The sequence below is a fragment of the Nocardioides marmoribigeumensis genome, from assembly GCF_031458325.1.
GTDB lineage: Bacteria > Actinomycetota > Actinomycetes > Propionibacteriales > Nocardioidaceae > Marmoricola_A > Marmoricola_A marmoribigeumensis.
Map to the genome: position 1 here is coordinate 990,234 of NZ_JAVDYG010000001.1, position 22,807 is coordinate 1,013,040.

The window sequence follows — 22,807 nt, forward strand, 5'->3', positions numbered from 1 at the left end:
GAGTGGCAGTGTGCAGATACGGCTCACGCACGTCGTGGGCCGCCACGACGTGCACGCAACCCCAGAGAGGACGACGAGGTCATCATGAGCCTGCACCTGGGCGACACCGCCCCCGACTTCACCGCAGAGACCAGCGAGGGCCAGGTGTCCTTCCACGACTGGGCCGGCGACAGCTGGGTGGTGTTCTTCTCCCACCCGGCCGACTTCACCCCCGTCTGCACCACCGAGCTGGGCCGCGTCGCGCAGCTCCAGGACGAGTGGGACGCCCGCGGCGTCAAGGTCATCGCGCTCTCGGTCGACTCCACCGAGCAGCACGCCGGCTGGAAGCCCGACATCGAGAAGTACTCCAACACCACGGTGGCCTACCCGATCATCGCCGACGAGGACAAGAAGGTCGCGCTGGCCTACGACATGATCCACGAGGGCGAGGGCGACTCCTCCTCGGTGCGCTCGGTGTTCATCATCGACCCGGCCAAGAAGGTCCGCCTCTCGCTGACCTACCCCAAGTCCGTGGGCCGCAACTTCGACGAGATCCTCCGGTCCGTCGACGCGCTGCAGACCACCGACAAGGCCGCCGTCTCGACCCCGGTCGACTGGCGCAAGGGCGACAAGCTCATCGTCCCGCCGACGCTGTCCACCGATGACGCCAAGCAGAAGTACGACGACGTGGAGGAGTTCTACCCCTACCTCCGCACCACCTCCGGCCCCAAGGCCTGACCCGGCGCGGATCGGCCCGAGACCCAGGGCCGCGGTCACCACGCGGTGACCGCGGCCCTTCGTCGTCTCCTGGACCGACCACCCGGACCGGCACATCGACCGGTCCCCCGCCGGGCCGCGCCTGGGGCGGGACCTCGACCCGCGATCGTGCCGGTCCGCAGGGCCGCCGCACCCCCTACCGCTGGTCAGGGCAGGGCGTGCGCCTTGCCGTCCATCGACGCGGTCGGTGCGATCCCCATCGCCTTGAGGATCGTCGGCAGCACGTCCGGGGTGCGGAAGGACTCCGTGGTGCGGTCGGCGGTCATGCCCGGCGCCCAGAAGACCATCGGCACCCGCTGCACCGACTCCTGCGCGCCGCCGTGGTCGCCGTAGACGCCGTAGCTGGTGCGGTCGTGCAGCAGCCCGACCACGTCCGGCCCGTCCGGGGCCGCCATCGAGTCCACGATCTCCTGCCCGTGGGCCGCCCACCACGCGTGCTCCGACGGTGACATCGACGCCGTGCCGCGCAGCCGGTAGTGGCTGCCCTCGCGCCAGTAGGACGCGATGACACCGGGGAGCTCGAGCATCCGGTCGGCGCCCTGCTGGGCCTTGCTGCGCCGGTGGTCGACCAGCCAGGACTCGACGGCGGTCGACTGGTCGGAGAACTGCAGGTTGCCGTCAGCCTCCAGCGGCGCGATCGCCGCGCTCGGCGAGGAGTAGGTGACCGTGTCCGGAGCACCCGCTCCGGCGCCCGCGTCGTACACCCCGAGCGCCCTTGCCGAACACGTTGCCCCAGTCGCGGTAGGCCTCGTCGGTGTAGCCCATGTGCTTGGGCAGCAGCCCGGACATCAGCACGTTGTGCGCGATGACCGTCTCCGAGGCCATGTAGCCGAGGTAGGCCTGGTCGAAGCTGTGGCCCTCCTCGCGCAGCCGGCGGTAGTTCGGCATGTCGAACTGGTCGGCGTACTGCGGGAGCATCTGGTCGAACAGCACCACGAGCACGCGGTCGGCCGGCGGCGCGCGGCCGCGGCGGAGGCCGCAGCGATCGCGACACGGGTGGACAGCGGCCACCGACCTCGGGGAGGTCGTGCCTGCGGCGCCATCACTCCAACGGCAGCCGGCGGGTGGCCTGGTCGTCGACCTCGGCGTCGACGGCGCGGCCACGGTCGCGGTAGGACGCGACGTAGGCCGCCCGGACCGCGATCGCCCGCTCGAGCTCGGCGACCACGCCGGTGAAGAACTCGTTGCGGTAGGTCTCGTCGGTCACCGCGAAGACCGTGAAGTAGAGCCCGGCGAACGCCGACAGGAACACCGAGACCTGGAGCAGCTCGACCGACACGTTGGGCAGCCACTCGAGGTTGTGCACGCCCGCATCGACGACCCACGCCTTGACGATCTCCTCCTGCATCGTCAGGGCGCCGAAGACCAGGAAGAACAGGAACACCGACAGGGCGAGCAGCAGCGTCTGCACCATCTGGGTGATCACCAGCACGAGCGTGAGGTTGACGCGCTCGTAGCGGATCACGTGCGACTCCTGGGCGAGGACGCCCGTGCGCCTGGCGAGCCGGGCCGCCTCACCCTCCATCGGGGTGCCGCGGCAGACCAGCACCACGCGCTCGTCGTCGAGGTCGTCGTCGGCCCGCTCGATCTCCTCCGGCAGGCGGGTGACGAAGAACAGCAGCCCCAGCAGCAGGAACAGCAGCACCGTGACCCAGAGCGAGGCACCGTCGAGGTAGGCGCTCATCATCCACACCTCGGCGTTGATGAACAGGAAGGTCATGAACACCAGGAGCAGCGGCAACGCGCGGGTGGCCATCGGCAGCAGGCGCCGCAGGCTCCCGCCGGTCTGGGACAGCGCGTAGGTGAGGATCGGCCGCGCTCGCAGGGCGGTGAGACCGTAGATCACGAAGCCACCGATCCCCAGCGTCAGCAGGAAGGCGGGGGCGACGGCGGGGTCACCGGACAGCCAGGCCAGCAGCCCGCCGACCGCGAGCCCGACGAGCACCGCGATCGCTGCGAGGGGCACGAACCGTCGCGGCGCCAGCGCGGCCCGGACCTGGGCGCGCTCGGCCGGCACGAAGTAGGGCATGCCGTGACGCAGGAACCACGTCTCGGTCTCGACGATCGGGTCTTCGGAACGGGGTCGTCTCAGGGTCACGGTTCAGGCGATACCCAACGCAGCACGGGCCTCACGCACGTCCTGCTCGATCGCCTCGCCCAGCTGCTCGGCGTCGTCGAAGCGGCGCTGCTCGCGCAGGTGCGCGACGAACTCCACCTCGACCTCGAGGTCGTAGAGGTCGAGGTCGTCGGGTCCGTCGATGACGTAGGACTCGACCCGACGCTCGCGCTGACCGGGGAAGGTCGGGTTCTTGCCGACGCTGATCGCGACGGGGTGCCGCTCGCCGGTGGGCAGCACGCGCAGCCAGCCGGCGTAGACCCCGTCGGTGGGGACGGCGCCGACGTCCGCGGCGGCGAGGTTGGCGGTGGGCCAGCCCATCCCCCGACCGCGACCGTCGCCGCGCCCGACGACCCCGCGCACGGAGTAGGGGCGGCCCAGCGCCTCAGCAGCGCCGGCGACGTCGCCGGTGGCCAGGCAGGTGCGGACGTAGGTCGAGGACCAGACCTGCGGCCCGGCCGACAGCTCGATGCCCTCGACGATGAACTCGTTGTCCACGCCCAGCCGGTGCAGCAGCGCCACGTCACCCGCGGCGCGGTGACCGAAGCGGAAGTTGGCCCCGACCACGACGGCGGAGGCGTGCAGCGTGTCGACCAGGATCTCCTCGACGAACCGCTCCGGCGGCCAGTCGGAGACCTCGTCGGTGAACGGCACCACGAGCAGGTCGTCGGCGCCGGCGGCCTCGAGCAGCTCGGCCCGGCGCTCGATGCTGCTGAGCATCGCCGGGGCGCTGACCGGGCGCAGCACGGCGATCGGGTGGGGGTCGAAGGTGACTGCGACGACGTGGCCGAGGTCGAGCCGGTCGGCGACCTGACGTGCCCGCTGGAGCACACCGACGTGCCCGAGGTGGACCCCGTCGAAGTTGCCGATCGTCACCACCGTGTGGCCGAGGTCCGCAGGGACCTCCTCGAGACTGCGCCAGATCCGCACCCTCGCCTCCTCACTCTCGTGTGGCTCCCAGCCTCCCACAGGGTCAGAGGAAGACCGCGACGGGTTTGCTGTCCCCGTCCTCCCTCGCGGGCGCGGGTGCGTAGAGACCGAGCAGGTCACCGCCCGGGCCCAGCACCGCGGTCGGGCCGGTGGTGAGGCCGAGGCTCAGCCGCTTGCCGTGGCCCACCCGCACCTGCTCCTCCTCGCCGACCTCGACGAACGGGAAGAACCGTCGCGCGGCCTCGCCCAGGCCCATCAGCGGCAGGTCCTCGGTCAGGTCGTCCAGCGGGGTCGCGTCGGCGAGGGTCACGGCCCGGGCGCCGGAGCCGATGGAGGTACGCCGCAGCGCGGTCAGGTGCCCACCGACACCGAGCGCCTCGCCCAGGTCGCGTGCGATCGCGCGGACGTAGGTGCCGCTGCTGCACCGCACGCTGAGGTCCACGTCGACCCAGTCCTCGACCAGGCGCACGTCGTGGACCGTGATCTCGTCGATGCGCACCCGGCGGGCGGGCAGCTCGACGGCCTCCCCGGCCCGGACCCGCGCGTAGGCGCGCTTGCCGTCGACCTTGACCGCCGACACCGACGAGGGGACCTGGTCGACCTCCCCGACCATCCCCTGCAGGGCCGCGTCGATCGATCCACGCTCACCGCGCAGCGTGTGGAGCGAGTGACCAGTCGGGGTCACCCCGGGGAGGGGCTCGCCCTCCGCGTCGTCGGTCGTCGTGGCGAACCCGAGCCGCACGGTGGCGTCGTACGCCTTGTCGCTGAGCGCGAGGTGACCGAGCAGCCGGGTGGCGCGGTTGACCCCGAGCAGGAGGACGCCGGTGGCCATCGGGTCGAGGGTGCCGGCGTGGCCAACCTTGCGGGTGTGGGCCAGCCGGCGGACCCGGCCGACCACGTCGTGGGAGGTCAGCCCGCCTGGTTTGTCCACGACCAGCAGGCCGGACGGACCGTCGGGGGCAGCGCGGCTCACTCGTCCTCGTCGGGCTCGATCTCGCGGGGCTTCTTGTAGGGGTCGGCCTCGCCGGCGTAGGTCTTGCCGGCCGAGCCGGCGGACACCGCCGCGTCGGACTCGCGCACCTGCGCGAGGAGCTCCTCGAGGTGGCGGGCGTTCTCCGGCAGCGCGTCGTGGATGAACTCCAGCGTCGGCACGTGACGCGTGCCGAGCTGCTTGCCGACCTCGGAGCGGATCAGGCCCTTGGCCGACTCCAGCGCGGCCGCGGACGCGACGACCTCCGCCTCCTCGCCGAAGACGGTGTAGAAGACGCTCGCGTGCTGGGTGTCGCCGCTGACGCGCACGTCGGTGACGGTGACGAACCCGAGCCGCGGGTCCTTGATCCGGCGCTCGAGCATCTCGGCGACGACGACCTTGATCCTGTCCGCGATCCTGCGAACACGAGGGCTAGCCATTCTTCAAGCCTTTCAGGACGTCAGCGCCAGCAGCCGGGCGCGAGATGAGGGGGGTGCCGCGGGGGTGGCCTGCGGGTGCAGGCCGAGCGATCACGCTGCGGTCGCCCGGGTTGCGGCGGCGGGGCCGTGGATGGGACTGGCCCCCGGAGCGACGAAGGAGCGGAGGGGTGGGTGGCCCCGCCGCCGCTGCCCGGGTGGCCGCGAACGCAACCACCCGGGCAGCAGCCGGAGCATCAGCCCCGAGGGATCTCGCGCATCTCGAACGCCTCGACCACGTCGCCGAGCTTGATGTCCTGGAAGTTGCGGAGCACGAGACCGCACTCGAACCCTTCCCGGACCTCGGTGACGTCGTCCTTGACCCGCCGCAGCGAGGCCAGGTCGAGGTTGTCCGCCACGACGTTGCCGTCGCGGATGACCCGCACCTTGGCGTTGCGCCGGATCGTGCCGCTGGTGACCATGCAGCCCGCGATGTTGCCGAGCTTGCTGGAGCGGAAGATGTCGCGGATCTCGGCCTGGCCGAGCGTGGACTCCTCGAACTCCGGCTTGAGCATGCCCTTGAGCGCCGCCTCGATCTCCTCGATGGCGTTGTAGATCACCGAGTAGTAGCGGATCTCGACGCCCTCGCGGTCGGCCAGCTCCGTCGCCTTGCCCTGCGGGCGGACGTTGAAGCCGATGATGATCGCGTTGGACGCGGCGGCCAGCATCACGTTGGTCTCGGTGATCGCACCGACACCGCGGTCGATGACGCGCAGCGACACCTCGTCGCCCACGTCGATCTTGGCCAGCGAGTCCTCGAGCGCCTCGACCGAGCCGGACACGTCGCCCTTGAGGATCAGGTTGAGCTCCTGGGCCTCGCCCTCCTCCATGGACTTCATGAAGTCCTCGAGGCTGCGGCGGACACGACGCTGCGCCTGGAGCGCGGCACGCTCGCGCGCCTCGCGCTTCTCGGCGATCTGCCGGGCCATCCGGTCGTCGTCGACGACCATGAAGTTCTGGCCCGCACCCGGGACGGCCGTCAGGCCCAGCACCATGGCCGGACGGGACGGGAACGCCTCCTCGATGTTGTCGCCGTACTCGTCGAGCATCGCGCGGACGCGGCCGTGGGCCGGACCGGCGACGATCGAGTCACCGACCCGCAGGGTGCCTCGCTGGACCAGGACCGTCGCGACGGGACCACGACCGCGGTCGAGGTGCGCCTCCACGACGAGGCCCTGGGCATCCTGCTCGGGGTTGGCCCGCAGGTCGAGGGACGCATCGGCGGTGAGCACGATCGCCTCGAGCAGCGAGTCCAGGTTGAGCTCGGACTTGGCCGAGACGTCGACGAACATCGTGTCGCCGCCGTACTCCTCGGGGACCAGGCCGTACTCGGTGAGCTGGCCACGGACCTTGGTCGGGTCGGCCTCCGGCTTGTCGATCTTGTTGACCGCGACCACGATCGGCACCTCGGCGGCGCGGGCGTGGTTGAGCGCCTCCACCGTCTGCGGCATCACGCCGTCGTCCGCCGCGACCACGAGGACCGCGATGTCCGACGAGCGGGAGCCGCGGGCACGCATGGCGGTGAACGCCTCGTGACCCGGGGTGTCGATGAAGGTGATGCTGCGGTCGTTGCCGTCGACCTCGGTGTGCACCTGGTAGGCACCGATGTGCTGGGTGATGCCACCGGCCTCCTTGGCGACCACGTTGGCACTGCGCAGCGCGTCGAGGAGCTTGGTCTTTCCGTGGTCGACGTGACCCATGACGGTGACGACCGGCGGACGGGCCGCCAGGTCGGTCTCGTCGCCCTCGTCGGCGCCGAACTCGAGGTCGAAGGACTCGAGCAGCTCGCGGTCCTCGTCCTCGGGGGAGACGACCTGCACGGCGTAGTTGAGCTCCTCACCGAGCAGCTCGAGCGTCGCGTCGTTGACCGACTCGGTCGCGGTGACCATCTCGCCGAGGTGGAACAGCATCTGCACCAGCGAGGCGGGGTCGACGCCGATCTTCTCGGCGAAGTCGGTCAGCGAGGAGCCGCGGGCGAGGCGGACGACCTCACCGTTGCCCTTGCGGACCCGCATGCCGCCGATCGTCGGCGCCTCCATGTTGTCGAACTCCTGGCGGCGCTGCCGCTTGGACTTGCGACCACGACGCGAGGGACCACCGGGACGACCGAAGGCGCCACCGACACCGCCGGGACGGCCACGGCCACCACCGCCGGGACGACCGCCACCGGGACCGCCACCGAAGCCACCGGGGCGACCCGGAGCACCGCCGCCGCCACCGGCGCCGGGAGCGCCGGGACGACCGGCACCGGGAGCACCGGGACGACCCGGAGCGCCACCGCGGGCGCCGGGACCACCGGGGCCACCGGGGCCACGGCCGCCGGGGCCACCGGGACGGCCGCCTGGGCCACCGCCGAACGCGGTCGGGGACTTGGGCATCATCGCCGGGTTGGGGCGAGGCATGCCGGGGCGACCCGGGGCGCCACCCTCACGACCGGCCGGCGGACGCGGGGGACGGTCGGCGCCGCCGCCCGGCGTGGGCGGACGGGTGCCCATGCCCTGGGGCGCACCGAAGGGGTTGTTGCCCGGACGCGGCGTGCCGCCACCGGGGCGGGGCGCGCCACCACCGGGCCGGGGGGCGCCGGCGCCACCACGGGGAGCACCACCCGGACGGGGTCCGGGGGTGGCACCGGGGCGGGCCTGGCCGGCGCCGCCCTCGGCGGACTCGCCGCCGCTGGGCTGAGCGTCCTGACCCGGCTGACCCGGACGCGGCGCGGCCGGACGCGGGGTCTCGGCGCGGGCGGCCGGGGCCTCGGGCGCTGCCGGAGCCTCGGGGGCCTCGGGCGCCGCGGGTGCCTCGGCGGCCGGGGCGGGCTGACGCGGGCCGGGACGCGGCCCCGGACGGGCGCCGCCACCGGCGGGCTCGGAGGCCGGCCGGCTGGGGGCTGCGGGAGCGGACGGCGCGGACGGCTGGGTCGCCGGGGCGCTGGGGGCGGAGCTGCTCTCCGGGGCGGACGGGGCCGCCTGCTTGGCAGGCGCCGCCGGCGCCGCGCTGGCGCGCATCTCGTCGCCGTACCGCTTCTTGAACTTCATCTCGACGGGCGGCTCGATCGTCGACGACGCCGACTTCACGAACTCGCCCATCTCCTGGAGCTTGGCCAGGACGACCTTGCTCTCGACTCCGAGCTCTTTAGCGAGCTCGTGGACTCGGACCTTTGCCACGCTTCTCCTCCTGGTCCGAGTCGGGGTGACCGGACCGTTAGCTGTCGTGCATGCTCATCGGGAAGTACTCATCGAGTGCTCATGAGCTGCTGCTCCATCTCAGTCGGTTCTGACGGTCTTTCTGATCTCGACCTGCTCCACGTGCTCGGTCAGCCTGTGGGGGTCGAGCGCGGCCTGGGCACGAAGTGCCCGGGTGAACGCCCGACGCCGCAGTGCGAGGTCGAGACACGCGGTGGAGCGGTGGAGGTAGGCACCACGCCCCGGTGAGCGGCCGGCCGGATCGGGTGCGAGCACCCCATCCTGCGCGACCACGCGCAGCAGGTCTTGCTTGGCTGCTCGCTGCCGACATCCCACGCACGTGCGGACCGGGTGCGACTCGTTGGTCGACACAGATCAGCTTCCTGGTGGTCGGACGGGAGCGGACAACCGTCTGCCAGCATAGCCCGCCGGTCCGCGCAGACCGAATCGGCGAGCGCCTGCCGGCTCAGGCGGTCGGGCGGGGCACCCCGGTGACCACCGGGTCCTCGTCGGAGCGGATGTCGATGCGCCAGCCGGTCAGGCGAGCGGCCAGGCGGGCGTTCTGGCCCTCCTTGCCGATCGCGAGCGAGAGCTGGTAGTCGGGCACGACGACCCGGGCCGACCGTGCCTCGAGGTCGACCACCTGCACCGAGGAGACGCGGGCCGGCGAGAGGGCGTTGCCGACCAGCCGCGCCGGGTCGTCGGACCAGTCGATGATGTCGATCTTCTCGCCGTGCAGCTCGTGCATCACCTGACGCACCCGCTGACCCATCGGGCCGATGCAGGCGCCCTTGGCGTTGACCCCCGGGACCGTGGACTTGACCGCGATCTTGGTGCGGTGGCCGGCCTCGCGGGCGATGGCGCAGATCTCGACGGTGCCGTCGGCGATCTCGGGCACCTCGAGCGCGAAGAGCTTCTTGACCAGGTTGGGGTGGGTGCGCGAGAGGTGCACCTGGGGCCCGCGCATGCCACGGCGCACGCTCACCACGAGCGCCTTGATGCGCGTGCCGTGCTCGTAGCGCTCCCCCGGCACCCGCTCGGGCGCGGGCAGCATGGCCTCGAGCCGGCCCAGGTCGACCAGCACGTCCTGCGGGTCGCGGCCCTGCTGGATCGTCCCGGAGACCAGGTCGCCCTCGCGGCCGGAGAACTCCCCGAACTTCACGTCGTCCTCGGCGTCGCGCAGCCGCTGCAGGATCACCTGCTTGGCGGTGGTGGCGGCGATGCGGCCGAAGCCCTCGGGCGTGTCGTCGTACTCCCCGACCCGGTTGCCCTCGTCGTCGAGCTCGGCGGCGAGGACCTGGACGCGACCGCTGCGGCGGTCGATGACGACCCTCGCCTCGGTCTTGGCGCCCGGGGTTTTGTGGTACGCCGTGAGCAGCGCCTGCTGGAGGGCGTCGACGAGGATGTCGAAGCTGATCTCCTTGTCGCGCTCGAGCGCGTGCAGGATCGACATGTCGATGTCCACGGCTCAGCCCTCCTTACGGTTGAACTCGACCTGGATGCGTGCGGTGGTGACCTCGGCGTAGGACAGGGGCTGCACGCCCTCGTCGGTCTCGACCTCGGCGTGGTCCTCGTCGCCGTCGACGATGCGGCCGGTGAGGGTGCCACCGTCCTTGAGGGAGACCTTGACCAGCCGGCCCGCGTTGCGGCGCCAGTGGCGCGGCAGCGTGAGCGGGCGGTCGACGCCGGGCGAGGTGACCTCGAGGGTGTAGGGCTGCTCCCCCATCACGTCGGAGGAGTCGAGCAGCGCGGAGACCTGCTTGGTCACCAGCGCGATCTCGTCCATGGTCACGCCGCCGTCCTTGTCGACCGCGATGCGCAGCAGCCGGCGACGTCCGGCCGGGGTGACCTCCACGGCCTCGAGGTCGAAGCCACTGGCCAGCAAGGGACCGGTCAGCTCCTCGACGAGCTGCTCCCGGGTGCGATCGACCACCACGGACTCCTCCTCTGCAGTTGTCGGTGCGGCGCGTGCGCCGCCCTCGAGGCAGACCCTACCGAAGGGGTGTGGCGGCTCGCGTGCCGCCGTTGCTCGCCCGGAGCCCGTTGTAGCCTCAGCGCATGCGCCCCACGACGCCCCGTGCGTCCCACCGGTTACCCGGTTCCCCCCTGGTCGCGTGCGTGGTCGCCGCGGTGGCCCTGGGCGGCCTCGCCGGGTGCAGCAGCGACTCCTCCAAGGCCTCCGGCACGCCCTCGAAGACCCCTGCCTCGGCCACCTCCAGCTCCTCGGGCTCGCCGTCGGCGAGCCCGAGCGCCACCGGGGCCCCGACGCCGGAGAAGCCGACGCCACCGGTCTTCGCCCCCGGCGAGAAGGGCCAGAAGGCGTTCGCGGAGTACGTCGTCACCAGCTGGGGCTACGCGCTCTCGACCAACGACGCGACCGCGGTGACCGGGCTCTCCCCGTCCAAGAAGGAGCAGTGCCGCGGCTGCCAGGACCTCGCCGCCGAGCTGAAGCGCCGGGCCAAGGACGGCTGGCACGTCGACTTCCCCGGGGCCCAGGTGCGGCGCACGACCCTGAAGAGGAGCGACGACCGGATCCTCGCCACGACGGTGGCCGACATCCCGGCGTCGCAGTCCTACTTCGACGACGGCACGTTCCGCAACGACAACGAGGCCCACAAGGGCGCGAAGTTCCTCATCGACCTCCGCATCGACGGCAGGGCCAAGAAGCGACACTTCGTGCTCCTGGCCTTCAGCCTCCGGTGACCGCCCCCGTCGCCCGGCGGGCCGCCGCCGTCTCCCGTCGTGTGCTCGTCTCCCGGAGGGCCGTGCTCGGGACCGGGGCCGCGGTGGGGCTCGCCGCCGCGCTGGCCGCGTGCGACGACGTACCCCTGGAGCAGACGCGGCCCGGGGCCTTCGCCCCCCCCGCAGCGACGGCGCTGCCGACGCCGGGCCCCGACCCCGACCGGGCCCTGCTCGAGGCCGCGCTGCTGCTCGAGGCGACCCAGGTCGCCCGGCTCGATCGGGCGCTGCGGATGAGGCTCCCCCGCGACGTGAGCCGCCGGCTCGCCGCGGCCCGGGCCGTGCACTCCGCCCACGTCGAGGTGCTGCGCGGCGACGACCCGGCGCCCCGTGCGACGGCGCCCGACCCGCCGCAGCGGCGGCTGCTCGGCCGGCTGCCCGCCATCGAGGCCTCGATCGCCGAGCAGCACGCCTCCGGCGCGCTGGGCGCGGAGAGCGGGCCGTTCGCGCGGATCCTCGCCTCCATGGCCGCCGCCGCGCGCCAGCAGGCGACCCTCCTCGCCGGGGACCAGCCGTGACGCCCGACGAGGCCCTCCAGGCCACCCTCGCCGCCGAGCACGCCGCGGTCTTCGCCTACGCCGAGCTCGGCGGCCGGGTCTCGACCTCGCAGTCCCCGACCGCGGCCACGGCCCTGCGTGCGGCGTACGACGTCCACCGCGAGCGGCGCGACCACCTGCGGACGCTCATCACCCAGCGTGGGGGCCGGCCGACCCCGCCGGCGCCGGGCTACCGCGTGCCCGCGGCGAGCCGGCGTACCCCCCAGCTGCTGGCCGTGGCGAGGTCGCTGGAGGAGCGGTCGGCCGAGGTCTACGCCCAGCTGGTCGCCTCGTCGGTCGGCGAGACCCGGCGCTGGGCCGTCGCCGCGCTCGAGGACTCCGCCGTGCGCGGGCTGGGCTTCGGCGCCGGGGCCGAGGCGTTCCCCGGTGCGCCCGAGCTCACCTGAGCCCGCCCCGCCTGTCCCGAGCGCCGCGGTTCCACGCACATGAGCGCTCTCCCACGCGACCGAGGCAGCGGGTCGGAGGTCAGCTACGCCAGTCGCGGACGAGCCCGAGCACGTCGGCGAGCCGGTGGGCGACGGCGTCGGGCGATCCCTCGCTGTGGCCGTGCTGCTCGGCCGGGATGTCGGAGTGCGGCACGTGGACGGCACGCATGCCGACCTGGTGGGCACCCCAGATGTCGTCGAAGAGCCGGTCGCCGACGAACACGCAGCGGGTCGGGTCGTCGACGCCGACCGCCCGCGCCGCGGCGAGGAACGCCTGCGGGGACGGCTTGGTCCACTCGATCTCGCTGGAGTAGACCGCCCCGTCGATCAGGTCGAGCACGTCGTCGCGGCGGAAGATCTCCTCGTGCCACGCGCGCGGCCAGATGGTGTTGGAGAGCACCCCGACCTTGAGCCCGTCGTCACGCAACGCGCGCAGCAGCGGCGCCACGTCGGGGTCGGTGAGGGTGTGGGGCTCCCACCACTCGCGGTAGGCCGTGAGCAGCTCCTCGTCGTGGCGCAGCCCGGCCGCAGCGAAGATGTCGGCCACCGTCGCGCTGGTGTGCTGGTCGCGGGACCGGCCCCAGACCTCCTGGTTGGCCCGCAGCAGGTCGAGGTGGGCGTCGGGGTGCGGGTCGAGGGCGGCCTGCGCCAGGGCGTGGGCCTCCTCGACGAAGTCGACCGTGTGCCAGGGCGTGAGCGTGCCGCCCCAGTCGAAGATCACGGCCTCGACCGGCACCTCAGCCACGGACGGCCTGCACCACCTGGGCGACGACGTCGGCGCGCGGCACGTCGGCGCGCTCCCCCGTCGCCCGGTCCTTGACCTCGAAGACCCCGTCGGCGACGCCGCGGCCGGCGACCACGATCGTCGGCACGCCGATCAGCTCGGCGTCCTTGAACTTCACGCCGGGGCTGACCTTGGGCCGGTCGTCGAAGAGCACGGTCAGGCCCTGCTGCTCGAGCTCCCTGGCCAGCTCCTCGGCGGCCTCGAAGACGGCGGCGTCCTTGCCGGTCGCGACCAGGTGCACGTCGGCCGGCGAGACCTCGCGCGGCCACACCAGCCCGAGGTCGTCGTGGGAGTTCTCCGCGATGCTGGCCACCAGGCGGGAGGGGCCGATGCCGTAGGACCCCATCGTGACCGTGACGAGCTTGCCGTTCTCGTCGAGCACCTTGAGGTCGAGCGCCTCGGCGTACTTCTTGCCGAGCTGGAAGATGTGGCCGACCTCGATGCCGCGCGCGGACTCCAGCACGCCGTCTCGGCCCGCCTCCTCGCACGCGGGGCAGGTGTCACCGGGGCGCACCTCCGCGGCCTCGATCGTGCCGTCGGCGGTGAAGTCGCGACCCGCGACGAGGTCGACCACGTGGCGGCCGGACTCGTCGGCGCCGGTGACCCAGCGGCTGCCCTCGACGACGCGGGGGTCGACCAGGAAGCGGATGCCGGACTTGTTGTCCTCCCCCAGCACGCCGGGGCCGATGTAGCCCTTGGCCAGCTCGGGGTGGGCCTCGAAGTCCTTGTCGGTGAAGGGCTCGACCTCGGCGGGCTCGACCTGCGCGCCGAGCCGCTTCTCGTCGACCTCGCGGCCGCCGGGCACGCCGATCGCCAGGGGCGCGCGGGTGCCGTCGGGGTGGTGCAGCATCACCAGGACGTTCTTGAGGGTGTCGTCGGCGGCCCAGGGCCGGTCCTCGCGGGGGAGCGCCTGGTTGAGGTGGTCGACCAGCGTCTGGATGGTCGGGGTGTCGGGGGTGTCCTCGACGTGGGCCGCGGGCGCGCCGTCGTACGACTGCGCGGGCGGGGTGGGCACGCGGACGGCCTCGACGTTGGCGGCGTAGTCGCAGGTCGTGCAGCGGACGTAGGTGTCCTCCCCGACCGAGGCGTTGGCGAGGAACTCCTCGCTCGCCGAGCCGCCCATCGCGCCCGACATCGCCTGCACGATCACGTAGGACAGGCCCAGGCGGTCGAAGATGCGGATGTAGGCGTCGCGGTGCGCGTCGTACGACGCCTGGAGGCCGGCCTGGTCGATGTCGAAGGAGTAGGAGTCCTTCATCACGAACTCGCGGCCGCGCAGCAGGCCCGCGCGGGGACGCGCCTCGTCGCGGTACTTCGTCTGGATCTGGTAGAGGCTGACCGGCAGGTCCTTGTAGGAGGAGTAGAGGTCCTTGACCAGCAGCGTGAACATCTCCTCGTGCGTGGGCCCGAGGAGGTAGTCGCCGCCCTTGCGGTCCTTGAGGCGGAACAGGTTGTCGCCGTACTCCGTCCAGCGGTTGGTCGCCTCATAGGGCTCGCGCGGCAGCAGCGCGGGGAAGTGCACCTCCTGAGCGCCCATCGCGTCCATCTCCTCGCGCACGACCCGCTCGACGTTGCGCAGCACCCGCCAGCCGAGCGGGAGGTAGGAGTAGATCCCCGGGGCGGCGCGGCGGACGTAGCCGGCGCGCACGAGCAGCCGGTGGCTGGGCACCTCGGCGTCGGCGGGGTCCTCGCGGAGCGTGCGGAGGAACAGCGTGGACAGGCGGAGGATCATGCGCGCAAGGCTACTTCTCGGCGTACGCCTGGCTCGACGGGGTTTGCGAGCGCCTCCCCCGCGCTGTAAATCGGAGTTACGGTCGCTCATCCCCCGTTGTGCCGCGACCGCAATGACCACATCCCCGCCGAAGACCACGGGTGCGGTGGCGGCGGCGCCGTCCGGGGTCCCGAGCACTTGTGCGGTGTCGTGGTCGCTCCGCACGTGGCACGACACCAGATGAGCGACCGTAACTCCGATTTACACGGGAGGAGCGGCGCCGGTCAGCGGCCGGCGCGCAGGGCGCCGCGGACCAGCGGCAGCTGGAGCGGCAGGCGGGCGAACGCGGCGACCTTGAAGGCCGTGCTCGGGGTGCGGGAGGCGTCGAGCGCCATCTTGAGGTTGCCCGGGTAGACCCCCAGGAGTACGGCGGCGCTCGCCGGGCCGGCGACCCGCCGGGCCCGCGGCACGAGGAGCCCCACCGCGCAGAGGAGCTCGGCCACGCCGCTGAGCAGGATCACCTCGCGGTGCGCGGGGACCCAGCCGGGCATGAGTGGCTCGAAGGTCTGCGGCCGGACCAGGTGGACCACCCCGGAGACGAGGAACGCGCCGACCACGGCCTTGGCATCGGTGCGCAATGGGGCGGCGTCGGTCACGAGACTCCTGGGGGTCAGAAGAGGATGGTGGTGAACGTGGCGGTCTGCCGGAAGCCGACCCGCTCGTAGACCTTGAGCGCCGGGGCGTTGTAGCCGTTGGCGTAGAGCGACACCACCGGGGCGACCTCGCGCAGCGCGTGCGTGACGACCGCTGCCATGCCCGCCTTGCCGAGGCCGGTCCCGCGGAGGTCCGGGGCGACGTACACCCCCTGGACCTGGCAGGCGTGCGGGGTGACCGCGGCCAGCTCGGCCTTGAAGACCACCCGCCCGTCGTCGATGCGCACGAACGACCGGCCCGTGCCGACCAGCTGGGTCACGCCGGCGTGGAAGATCGGGCCGCCGCCGTTGCACTCCGGGGAGACCCCGACCTCCTCGGTGTGCATCGCGACGCAGGCGGGGTAGAGCACGTCGAGGTCCTGCAGCGTGCTGCGCCGCACCTGCGGGTCGGCCTCGACCAGCGGCGCCGAGGAGATCTCGAGGTGCGGCTGCCCGGCACGGATGTCGCGCGGGGTCGGCCACTCCGGACCCAGCCGCTCCCACAGGACGTCGACGTCCTCCGACCGGCCGACGATCGCCGCGCAGGTGGGGCCGCGGCGCAGGGCCCGCTCGGCGAAGCGCTCCAGGGCCTCCGGCGTGGCCATCGCGGGGATCAGGTTGGCGGCGCTGTGGCACACCGAGACCAGCTCGTCGTCCTCGTAGTAGCCCCACATCTCGCCGCCGAGCCAGCGCGGCTCCAGGCGGGTGGTGCGGGCCCGGAAGTCGGCGACCACGTTGACCACCGGGTCGCGCGCCAGCAGCCCGGTGACCTCGTCGAGGTCACCGGGGCCGAGGACGCGGAGCGCGCGCTGCGTGCGGAGCACGGTCGAAGCCTATGCGCAGCTACCGTGCGCCCATGACGGGTTGGACGAAGAGGGGTACGACGGCCGCGCTGGTCCTGCTGCTCCCCCTCGCCGGCCTCGCCTCGTGCGGCGAGGAGCGACCCGCGCTGAGCGCCCGCGAGTGCCGGTCCGCGTGGGAGGACCTGCGCCAGACCCAGTCCGAGAACGGCAGCATCGCGCCGCGGGGCACCCGGACCGCGGGACGGTGGCAGCAGGAGTACGACGTGGCCGGGTCCCGCGCGAAGGGCGCCGACCCCGGCGACCTCCCCTCGTGCTCCGAGGACGTCGCCGCGGCCCGGGCGCGGTTCGACCGGCTGGTCGACCTCGGCGCGGCGATCCAGCGCCACGACCTCGCCGAGCAGCTCCGCCGGGCCGAGGCCGACCTCCGCCACGCCCAGGGGCTCGGCAGCTTCGCCGTGCTCCCGCCCCGGCTCGCCACGGCGTTCGACCGGCTCCGCTCGGTGGCCCCCGAGGTGCACCAGGCCGTCGCCCGGGCCGAGCAGCCGGCGGCGGACGTCGACCTCGACGACGGCGGGGCCGTGCACGACCTCGCCGCCGCGATCGGGACCGCCGCGACCAGCCTCCCGTCGTACGCCGTCGGGAGGCGGGCGCTCGAGGTGATCGGGCGCTACGAGCTCCACGAGGAGTGAGCCGGGCGGCGCAAATTCACTAGGTACCTAGTGAATTTGGTGCTCCCCGAGCGAAGTTTCGCTCGGGGAGTGACGGAACCACTAGGTACCTAGTGAAACCGAACCGGGTCAGCCGACCGTGACCTCGGCCGAGCCGCCCTCCTGGACCTCCATCGTCTCGGCGATGCGCATCGCCTCTTCGATCAGGGTCTCCACGATCTGGGACTCGGGGACGGTCTTGATCACCTCACCGCGCACGAAGATCTGGCCCTTGCCGTTGCCCGAAGCGACGCCGAGGTCGGCCTCGCGGGCCTCGCCGGGGCCGTTGACGACGCAGCCCATGACGGCGACGCGCAGCGGGACCTCGAGGCCGTCGAGACCGGCGGTCACCTCGTCGGCGAGCTTGTAGACGTCGACCTGCGCGCGGCCGCACGACGGGCACGAGACGATCTCGAGCTTGCGGGGGCGCAGGTTGAGCGACTGCAGGATCTGGATGCCGACCTTGACCTCCTCGACCGGCGGGGCCGAGAGGGAGACCCGGATCGTGTCGCCGATGCCCTTCGACAGCAGGGCTCCGAACGCGGTCGCCGACTTGATCGTGCCCTGGAACGCGGGGCCGGCCTCGGTGACCCCGAGGTGCAGCGGCCAGTCGCCCTTCTCCGCGAGCAGCTCGTAGGCGCGCACCATCACGACCGGGTCGTTGTGCTTGACCGAGATCTTGAAGTCGCGGAAGCCGTGCTCCTCGAACAGCGATGCCTCCCACACCGCCGACTCGACGAGCGCCTCGGGCGTGGCCTTGCCGTACTTCTCCAGCAGCCGCTTGTCGAGCGAGCCGGCGTTGACCCCGATGCGGATCGAGGTGCCGTGGTCCTGCGCGGCCGCCGCGATCTCCTTGATCTGGTCGTCGAACTTCTTGATGTTGCCGGGGTTGACGCGGACCGCAGCGCAGCCGGCCTCGATCGCGGCGAAGACGTAGCGCGGCTGGAAGTGGATGTCGGCGATCACCGGGATCTGCGACTTGGTCGCGATCGCGGGCAGCGCGTCGGCGTCGTCCTGCGAGGGACAGGCGACGCGCACGATGTCGCAGCCCGCGGCGGTGAGCTCGGCGATCTGCTGCAGCGTGGCGTTGATGTCGGCGGTCAGCGTCGTGGTCATCGACTGCACCGAGATGGGCGCCTCGCTCCCGACCTGCACCTTGCCCACCTGGATCTGGCGGGTCTTGCGTCGCGGCGCGAGGACGGGGGGCGGCGCGGACGGCATCCCGAGGGAGACCGAGGTCATGTGGAACCTTTCCGTACGGCGCCCAGGGGCGCCTGAGAGTGCGTCAGCTGATGGTGACCGGGGCGACCAGGTCACCGACGATGAGCACCATGCCCATCACGAGGAGGACCGAGGCCACGACGTAGGCCACGGGGAGGAGCTTGGCCACGTCGACGTAGCCGGGGTCGGGCAGGCGGCGCAGCCGGGCCCAGCCGCGGCGCAGCGCCTCGTAGAGCGCGCCCGCGATGTGGCCGCCGTCCAGGGGAAGCAGCGGGACCAGGTTGAACATGCCGAGGAACAGGTTGAGGCCGCCGAGCAGCGTCACCAGGAACCACAGCCGGTCGGCCAGCGGGCTGGTCCGGTCGCTGCTCACCTCGCCGGCGATCCGGCCGGCGCCGACCACGCTGATCGGACTGTCCTGGGCGCGCTCCTGGACGCCGACGATCGCCTTGGCGACGCCCCACACCTTGACCGGGAACTGGCTCAGCGCGACCACGGTGTCCTTGGTCATCACACCCATCTGGCCGATGGTCCAGAGGGGCCCGTGCTTGACCATCAGCACCTGCGGGCTGAGGCCCAGGAAGCCCGCCTTCAAGGTCTTCTCGGTGCCGTCGAGGGCGTTGACCTTGTTGACCACGGTGTTGGTAACCGTCGTCCGCTGCTTGCCGTCGCGTTCGTAGACGATGACCGCCCGGCCGGCCTCGTTGTCGCGGACCAGGTCGACCATCTGGCGCCAGCTGGTGACGGGCGTCCCGTTGAACGAGACCAGCTTGTCACCCGGTCGGAGTCCGGCCATCGCAGCCGGAGCCGCCGGGTCCTTGTCCGTGCAGACGCGGTTCGCCTCGGTCGAGGGCACCACGCACCTCGAGACGGTGCCCACCGTCGTGGTGACCTTCTCGGGGTTGCCGTGGAAGCCGAACAGGCAGGCGAACAGCACGAACGCGATGAGGATGTTCACCATCGGGCCGCCGGCCATCACGATGACCTTCTTCCACCACGGCAGGCGGTAGAACAGGCGCGGCTCGTCGCCGGGGCTGATGTGCTCGGCCTCGGCGGCGCGGGCGTCGGAGATCAGCTGGCCCAACAGACCGGTGGTCATCTGGCGGGGCTGACCGGTGGGGTCGTCCTTGGCCGGCGGCAGCATCCCGACGAGCTTGACGTAGCCGCCCAGCGGCAGCGCCTTGAGGCCGTACTCCGTCTCGCCGCGCCTGGTCGACCAGACGGTGCGGCCGAAGCCGACGAAGTACTGCGAGACCTTGACCCCGAAGCGCTTGGCCGGCCACATGTGGCCCACCTCGTGCAGCGCGATCGAGGTCGCCATGCCGACGGCGAAGAGCAGCACGCCGAGCACGAACAGCAGCACGCTCACGATGGCTCCTCAGCAGGCTGGGCGAGGCCCAGCAGTCGGCGGGCCTCCTCGCGGGCCCAGGTGTCGGCGGCCAGGACGTCGTCGACGTCCAGCCGCACCTTCGAGGGTACGACGTGAGCGGTCAGCACGCGCTCCACCGTGGGCACGATGTCGGTGAACCGGATCCGGCCCTCGTGGAAGGCGTCGACCCCCACCTCGTTGGCGGCGTTGTAGACCGCGGGTGCGGTGCCCCCGGCCGAGCCCGCGGCACGGGCCAGCCGCACCGCCGGGAACGCCTCGTCGTCGAGGGGGAAGAACTCCCAGGTCTGGGCGGTGGTCCAGTCGACGGGCGGGGCGGTGTCGGGCACCCGGTCGGGCCACGCCATGCCCAGGGCGATCGGGATCAGCATGGTCGGGGGCGAGGCCTGCGCGAGCGTCGAGCCGTCGGTGAACTCGACCATCGAGTGCACCACCGAGGTCGGGTGCACGACCACCTCGATGCGGTCGAAGGGGATGCCGAACAGCAGGTGGGCCTCGATCACCTCCAGGCCCTTGTTGACCAGGGTGGCGGAGTTGGTGGTCACCGTGCGGCCCATGTCCCAGGTCGGGTGGGCGAGGGCCTGCGCCGGGGTCACATCGTGCAGCTCCGCGACCGACCGCCCGCGGAACGGGCCGCCGCTCGCGGTCAGCACCAGTCGTCGTACCTCCGCGGCGGAGCCGCCCCGCAGGCACTGCGCCAGCGCGCTGTGCTCGCTGTCGACCGGGACGATCTGCCCCTCGCCGGCGACCCGGGTGACCACGTCGCCGCCGATGATCAGCGACTCCTTGTTGGCCAGCGCGAGGACGTTGCCGGCCTCGAGCGCGGCCATCGTGGGACGAAGGCCGACCGCTCCGGTGATGCCGTTGAGCACCACGTCGCAGGAGTACGCCGCCGCCTCGGTCGAGGCGTCCTCCCCCAGCCCGTGGACGGCCGGGGAGAACTCCGCGACCTGCTCCTCGAACAGCGCGCGCTGCGAGCCACCGGCGGTCAGGCCGACCACGCGGAACAGGTCGGGGTGGGCGCGGACCACGTCGAGGGCCTGGGTGCCGATCGACCCGGTCGACCCGAGGACCACCACGTCGCGAGGGCGCGGCGAGGCGCTGAGGGACTGCACCCTCCCATCCTCCCAGGAGGTCCGCGCGGGAATGCCGCCGCCGCCCGGGCCGGAGCCCTACCCTGGTGCCGGGGCGTCCGCACCGGTGCCCAGGAGGGAGCACCCCGTGGTCGTCTCGGCCATCGGCCAGCGCATGAGCGCCGCGTCGATCCGCCATGTGCTGATGACGGTGCTGGTCATGCTCGGGCTCTTCTACTACCTCTACGGCCCGCCGCTGACCCAGGCGTTCCAGCGGGCCGCGGTGGCCAAGTGCGTCGACCTGACCGGGAAGAACTACCGCACCTACTCACTGGAGTGGAAGACCACCTGGTTCGGCTCCCTCGAGCCGCCGCACTGGCTCTGCACCGACCGGCGCGACAACGCGCTGAAGGACTACGACCTCGGTTGGTGGGTCGACCTCTGACCGTTCGGCCACATCTGGGCGAAACGTCTCCGAGGTGTCTGGACCACCCCTACCTTCAAGGCTTCCTACTCTCGGAAAGAGGCCCATGACGCTCCGTCGTACCGCCCTTCTCGTCCTGCCCGCCCTCGCCCTCTCGCTCACCGGCACCACAGCTGCCGAGGCCCGGTCCTACAGCTGGAAGACGATGACGTCCATCAGCGGCGGCAAGGTCCAGGCCTGCCGCGTGCCCACCTCGCTGGACAACCCGTACAAGTTCCGCTTCCGGGTCAACGCCATGAAGGCGACCAGCCGCGTCTCGGGCGTCGCCTACCGCATGAAGGGCGAGCAGCAGCTCTCCGGCGGCTGGCGCACCGGCTACATCCGCCCCCGCCACGTCTCCGACGTCGCCGTCGTCCGCCTGCCCCGCGGCCGCGCCTACTCCCTCAACATCGGGATCGGCACCGGCGGCATGGGCAACGGCGGCCCGTTCCGCGCCGCCGACATCCCGCGCTGCTGATCCTCTGCTGATCCTCGGCTGATCGCGAGGGCCCCGCTCGGGGTCACACCCAGGCGGAGGCCCTCACCAGCAGCTCGACGAGCGTCCCCAGACGCGTGGTGAACTCACACCGGGGGTCAGCCGTCGCGGCGACCCCAGGGGGCGCCGTGCTCGGTGAGCAGGTCGAGGAACGGAACTGCGTCGAACGCCTCGGGACCGAGGACGCCGGTGCCCGACCAGACGCCGGTCGCGAGCAGCTCCAGCGCGACGACCGGGTTGACCGCGGTCTGCCAGACCACGCACTGGTGGCCGTACTCCCGCATCGACCACTCGTTGTCGACCACGTGGTAGAGGTACGTCGCGAACGGCTCCCCCGCCTTGTCGCGACCGGTGACGTGGAGGCCGGCGCAGGTCTTGCCCGTCATGCGCGGGCCGACCGTCGCCGGGTCGGGAAGCACGGCGGCCACGACGTCGCGCGGCGAGACCTCGACGCCCTTCACGCGCACCGGGGCGGTGCGGTCGAGCCCGAGGGTGTGGAGCACCTTGAGGATGGTGATGAACTCCTCGCCCAGGCCGTACTTGAACGTGACCCGCTTGCAGTCCACCCAGCGCGGCATGAGGAGCACCTCCTCGTGCTCCACGTTGACGCACTCGACCGGGCCGATGCCCTCGGGGAAGTCGAAGACCTCGGGCTCGCTGAACGGCGGCGTGGTGAACCAGCCGCCGTCCTCGGCGTGGTCCTTCTCCCAGACCACCGGCGGGTTGAGGCACTCCTCGATCGTGGTCCACATCGAGAACGACGGCGCGAAGACCTCGTTGCCGTCCTCGTCGGTCACCACGAGGTTGGCGCCGTCGCGCGTGCCGAGCTCGTCGATCTCGGAGAACAGGTGGTCCGCGGCGTAGCGCGCGAACACGTCGGAGAGCCCCGGCTCCACGCCGATGCCGACCAGCGCGAGACGTCCGGCGGCCTCCCAGTCGCGGGCGACCGCGAACTGCTCGTCGCCGAGCTTCACGCCCACCTTGGAGTACGGCGAGGTGGGGTGCCGCTGCGAGAGCGACATCGCCATGTCGAGATAGTCGGCCCCGGCGGCGAACGCGCCCTCGAAGACCGGCATGTCGAAGACCGGGTCGACGGCGTTCATCACGTGGGTGATGCGGTGCTCGCGGCACAGCGCGGTGACCGAGTCCGCCGACGAGGCGTCGACCTGCGCCGCGACGTAGCGGTCATCGATCGCGGCCGCGCGCTCGGCGCGCGCGAGGTCGTAGTCGGCGACCACGACCGTCTCGAAGAAGTCGCGCCGGGCGGCGATGGCCGTGAACGCGCCGCCGACGCCACCGGCGCCGACCAGGAGGATCCGCAC

General features: G+C 72.3%; 25 protein-coding genes. 7 read left to right on the forward strand and 18 right to left on the reverse strand.

The genetic code is table 11. From position 1 onward, the window contains the following. Positions 1–84: 84 nt before the first annotated feature. On the forward strand, positions 85–717 hold the full coding sequence (locus tag J2S63_RS04760; RefSeq protein ID WP_310299310.1) for a peroxiredoxin: 633 nt from the start codon (positions 85–87) through the stop codon (positions 715–717). A 185-nt stretch (positions 718–902) separates the two neighbouring features. On the opposite strand, the gene J2S63_RS04765 is transcribed toward J2S63_RS04760, so the two are convergent. From J2S63_RS04765 to rimP, 10 genes are all read right to left on the reverse strand, one after another. Further along, on the reverse strand, positions 903–1,460 hold the full coding sequence (locus tag J2S63_RS04765; RefSeq protein WP_310299313.1) for an alkaline phosphatase family protein: 558 nt from the start codon (positions 1,458–1,460) through the stop codon (positions 903–905). Further along, positions 1,375–1,698 carry an alkaline phosphatase family protein gene (locus J2S63_RS04770; RefSeq protein ID WP_310299316.1) on the reverse strand — a complete coding sequence of 108 codons (324 nt, stop codon included), beginning with the start codon at positions 1,696–1,698 and terminating at the stop codon, positions 1,375–1,377. The genes J2S63_RS04765 and J2S63_RS04770 overlap by 86 nt, the downstream gene beginning before the upstream one ends. Before the next feature lie 100 nt (positions 1,699–1,798). Beyond that, positions 1,799–2,854, reverse strand: a complete 1,056-nt coding sequence (locus J2S63_RS04775) for a hypothetical protein (protein ID WP_310299318.1) — start codon at positions 2,852–2,854, stop codon at positions 1,799–1,801. 3 nt (positions 2,855–2,857) lie between these two features. Beyond that, complete coding sequence (locus J2S63_RS04780; protein WP_310299321.1) at positions 2,858–3,802, reverse strand: bifunctional riboflavin kinase/FAD synthetase; 945 nt, start codon at positions 3,800–3,802, stop codon at positions 2,858–2,860. Between the two features lie 43 nt (positions 3,803–3,845). Beyond that, a complete protein-coding gene (truB, locus tag J2S63_RS04785) occupies positions 3,846–4,775 on the reverse strand; it encodes a tRNA pseudouridine(55) synthase TruB (protein ID WP_310299324.1) in 930 nt (309 codons plus the stop codon). Next, on the reverse strand, positions 4,772–5,212 hold the full coding sequence (rbfA, locus tag J2S63_RS04790; protein ID WP_310299328.1) for a 30S ribosome-binding factor RbfA: 441 nt from the start codon (positions 5,210–5,212) through the stop codon (positions 4,772–4,774). The genes truB and rbfA overlap by 4 nt, the downstream gene beginning before the upstream one ends. Positions 5,213–5,445: 233 nt before the next feature. Next, a complete protein-coding gene (infB, locus tag J2S63_RS04795; protein WP_310299330.1) occupies positions 5,446–8,409 on the reverse strand; it encodes a translation initiation factor IF-2 in 2,964 nt (987 codons plus the stop codon). Positions 8,410–8,508: 99 nt separating this feature from the next. Continuing rightward, positions 8,509–8,799 carry a YlxR family protein gene (locus tag J2S63_RS04800; RefSeq protein WP_310299333.1) on the reverse strand — a complete coding sequence of 97 codons (291 nt, stop codon included), beginning with the start codon at positions 8,797–8,799 and terminating at the stop codon, positions 8,509–8,511. A gap of 94 nt (positions 8,800–8,893) precedes the next feature. Next, complete coding sequence (gene nusA / locus J2S63_RS04805; protein ID WP_310299336.1) at positions 8,894–9,892, reverse strand: transcription termination factor NusA; 999 nt, start codon at positions 9,890–9,892, stop codon at positions 8,894–8,896. A gap of 3 nt (positions 9,893–9,895) precedes the next feature. Further along, entirely contained in the window at positions 9,896–10,360 is a 465-nt protein-coding gene (rimP, locus tag J2S63_RS04810) for a ribosome maturation factor RimP (protein WP_310299339.1), read from the reverse strand. Positions 10,361–10,485: 125 nt separating this feature from the next. Between rimP and J2S63_RS04815 the strand changes: the two genes are divergently transcribed. Genes J2S63_RS04815 through J2S63_RS04825 form a run of 3 tightly spaced genes read left to right on the forward strand, consistent with a single transcriptional unit; the run spans position 10,486 to position 12,109 of the window. Next, positions 10,486–11,130, forward strand: coding sequence for a DUF6318 family protein (locus J2S63_RS04815; RefSeq protein ID WP_310299342.1), 645 nt, complete (start codon positions 10,486–10,488; stop codon positions 11,128–11,130). Then, positions 11,127–11,684 (forward strand): hypothetical protein, encoded by a 558-nt coding sequence (locus J2S63_RS04820; RefSeq protein WP_310299345.1) that lies wholly within the window; start codon positions 11,127–11,129, stop codon positions 11,682–11,684. The genes J2S63_RS04815 and J2S63_RS04820 overlap by 4 nt, the downstream gene beginning before the upstream one ends. Next, complete coding sequence (locus J2S63_RS04825) at positions 11,681–12,109, forward strand: ferritin-like domain-containing protein (RefSeq protein WP_310299348.1); 429 nt, start codon at positions 11,681–11,683, stop codon at positions 12,107–12,109. Before J2S63_RS04820 ends, J2S63_RS04825 begins: the two co-directional genes overlap by 4 nt. Positions 12,110–12,188: 79 nt before the next feature. On the opposite strand, the gene J2S63_RS04830 is transcribed toward J2S63_RS04825, so the two are convergent. The 4 genes from J2S63_RS04830 to J2S63_RS04845 form a co-directional block, all read right to left on the reverse strand. After that, positions 12,189–12,893, reverse strand: a complete 705-nt coding sequence (locus tag J2S63_RS04830; RefSeq protein WP_310299351.1) for an HAD family hydrolase — start codon at positions 12,891–12,893, stop codon at positions 12,189–12,191. Beyond that, the gene (locus J2S63_RS04835; protein WP_310299353.1) at positions 12,886–14,664 is read right to left on the reverse strand and encodes a proline--tRNA ligase; all 1,779 of its coding nucleotides are present in this window, start codon (positions 14,662–14,664) and stop codon (positions 12,886–12,888) included. Before J2S63_RS04835 ends, J2S63_RS04830 begins: the two co-directional genes overlap by 8 nt. A 263-nt stretch (positions 14,665–14,927) precedes the next feature. Then, on the reverse strand, positions 14,928–15,299 hold the full coding sequence (locus J2S63_RS04840) for a DoxX family protein (RefSeq protein WP_310299355.1): 372 nt from the start codon (positions 15,297–15,299) through the stop codon (positions 14,928–14,930). 14 nt (positions 15,300–15,313) lie between these two features. Continuing rightward, positions 15,314–16,159 carry a GNAT family N-acetyltransferase gene (locus J2S63_RS04845; RefSeq protein WP_310299357.1) on the reverse strand — a complete coding sequence of 282 codons (846 nt, stop codon included), beginning with the start codon at positions 16,157–16,159 and terminating at the stop codon, positions 15,314–15,316. A gap of 32 nt (positions 16,160–16,191) precedes the next feature. Here J2S63_RS04845 and J2S63_RS04850 point away from each other — a divergent pair, with 32 nt between their 5' ends. Next, the gene (locus J2S63_RS04850) at positions 16,192–16,827 is read left to right on the forward strand and encodes a hypothetical protein (RefSeq protein WP_310299359.1); all 636 of its coding nucleotides are present in this window, start codon (positions 16,192–16,194) and stop codon (positions 16,825–16,827) included. Between the two features lie 108 nt (positions 16,828–16,935). Here the strand turns inward: J2S63_RS04850 and ispG are convergent, their stop codons facing one another. From ispG to dxr, 3 genes are read right to left on the reverse strand one after another with little or no spacing between them, the layout of a single operon-like run. Beyond that, positions 16,936–18,087: a flavodoxin-dependent (E)-4-hydroxy-3-methylbut-2-enyl-diphosphate synthase gene (ispG, locus tag J2S63_RS04855; protein ID WP_310299361.1), complete on the reverse strand. Its 1,152-nt coding sequence runs from the start codon at positions 18,085–18,087 to the stop codon at positions 16,936–16,938. 43 nt (positions 18,088–18,130) lie between these two features. Next, the gene (locus tag J2S63_RS04860; RefSeq protein ID WP_310299364.1) at positions 18,131–19,435 is read right to left on the reverse strand and encodes a M50 family metallopeptidase; all 1,305 of its coding nucleotides are present in this window, start codon (positions 19,433–19,435) and stop codon (positions 18,131–18,133) included. Further along, the gene (dxr, locus tag J2S63_RS04865) at positions 19,432–20,568 is read right to left on the reverse strand and encodes a 1-deoxy-D-xylulose-5-phosphate reductoisomerase (RefSeq protein WP_310299366.1); all 1,137 of its coding nucleotides are present in this window, start codon (positions 20,566–20,568) and stop codon (positions 19,432–19,434) included. The genes J2S63_RS04860 and dxr overlap by 4 nt, the downstream gene beginning before the upstream one ends. A 106-nt stretch (positions 20,569–20,674) precedes the next feature. Here dxr and J2S63_RS04870 point away from each other — a divergent pair, with 106 nt between their 5' ends. After that, positions 20,675–20,971, forward strand: a complete 297-nt coding sequence (locus tag J2S63_RS04870; RefSeq protein WP_310299367.1) for a hypothetical protein — start codon at positions 20,675–20,677, stop codon at positions 20,969–20,971. Between the two features lie 85 nt (positions 20,972–21,056). Further along, complete coding sequence (locus J2S63_RS04875; RefSeq protein WP_310299369.1) at positions 21,057–21,467, forward strand: hypothetical protein; 411 nt, start codon at positions 21,057–21,059, stop codon at positions 21,465–21,467. Positions 21,468–21,583: 116 nt separating this feature from the next. Here J2S63_RS04875 and J2S63_RS04880 read toward each other — a convergent pair whose 3' ends face one another. Then, positions 21,584–22,807, reverse strand: coding sequence for a saccharopine dehydrogenase family protein (locus J2S63_RS04880; RefSeq protein ID WP_310299372.1), 1,224 nt, complete (start codon positions 22,805–22,807; stop codon positions 21,584–21,586).

What these genes read in the sequence shown, in the direction of transcription:
- J2S63_RS04875 (WP_310299369.1), top strand. Translation starts at nt 21,057, where the DNA reads ATGACGCTCCGTCGTACCGCCCTTCTCGTCCTGCCCGCCCTCGCCCTC.
- ispG (WP_310299361.1), bottom strand. Translation starts at nt 18,087, where the DNA reads ATGACCTCGGTCTCCCTCGGGATGCCGTCCGCGCCGCCCCCCGTCCTC.
- rbfA (WP_310299328.1), bottom strand. Translation starts at nt 5,212, where the DNA reads ATGGCTAGCCCTCGTGTTCGCAGGATCGCGGACAGGATCAAGGTCGTC.
- J2S63_RS04815 (WP_310299342.1), top strand. Translation starts at nt 10,486, where the DNA reads ATGCGCCCCACGACGCCCCGTGCGTCCCACCGGTTACCCGGTTCCCCC.
- J2S63_RS04850 (WP_310299359.1), top strand. Translation starts at nt 16,192, where the DNA reads ATGACGGGTTGGACGAAGAGGGGTACGACGGCCGCGCTGGTCCTGCTG.
- J2S63_RS04760 (WP_310299310.1), top strand. Translation starts at nt 85, where the DNA reads ATGAGCCTGCACCTGGGCGACACCGCCCCCGACTTCACCGCAGAGACC.
- J2S63_RS04835 (WP_310299353.1), bottom strand. Translation starts at nt 14,664, where the DNA reads ATGATCCTCCGCCTGTCCACGCTGTTCCTCCGCACGCTCCGCGAGGAC.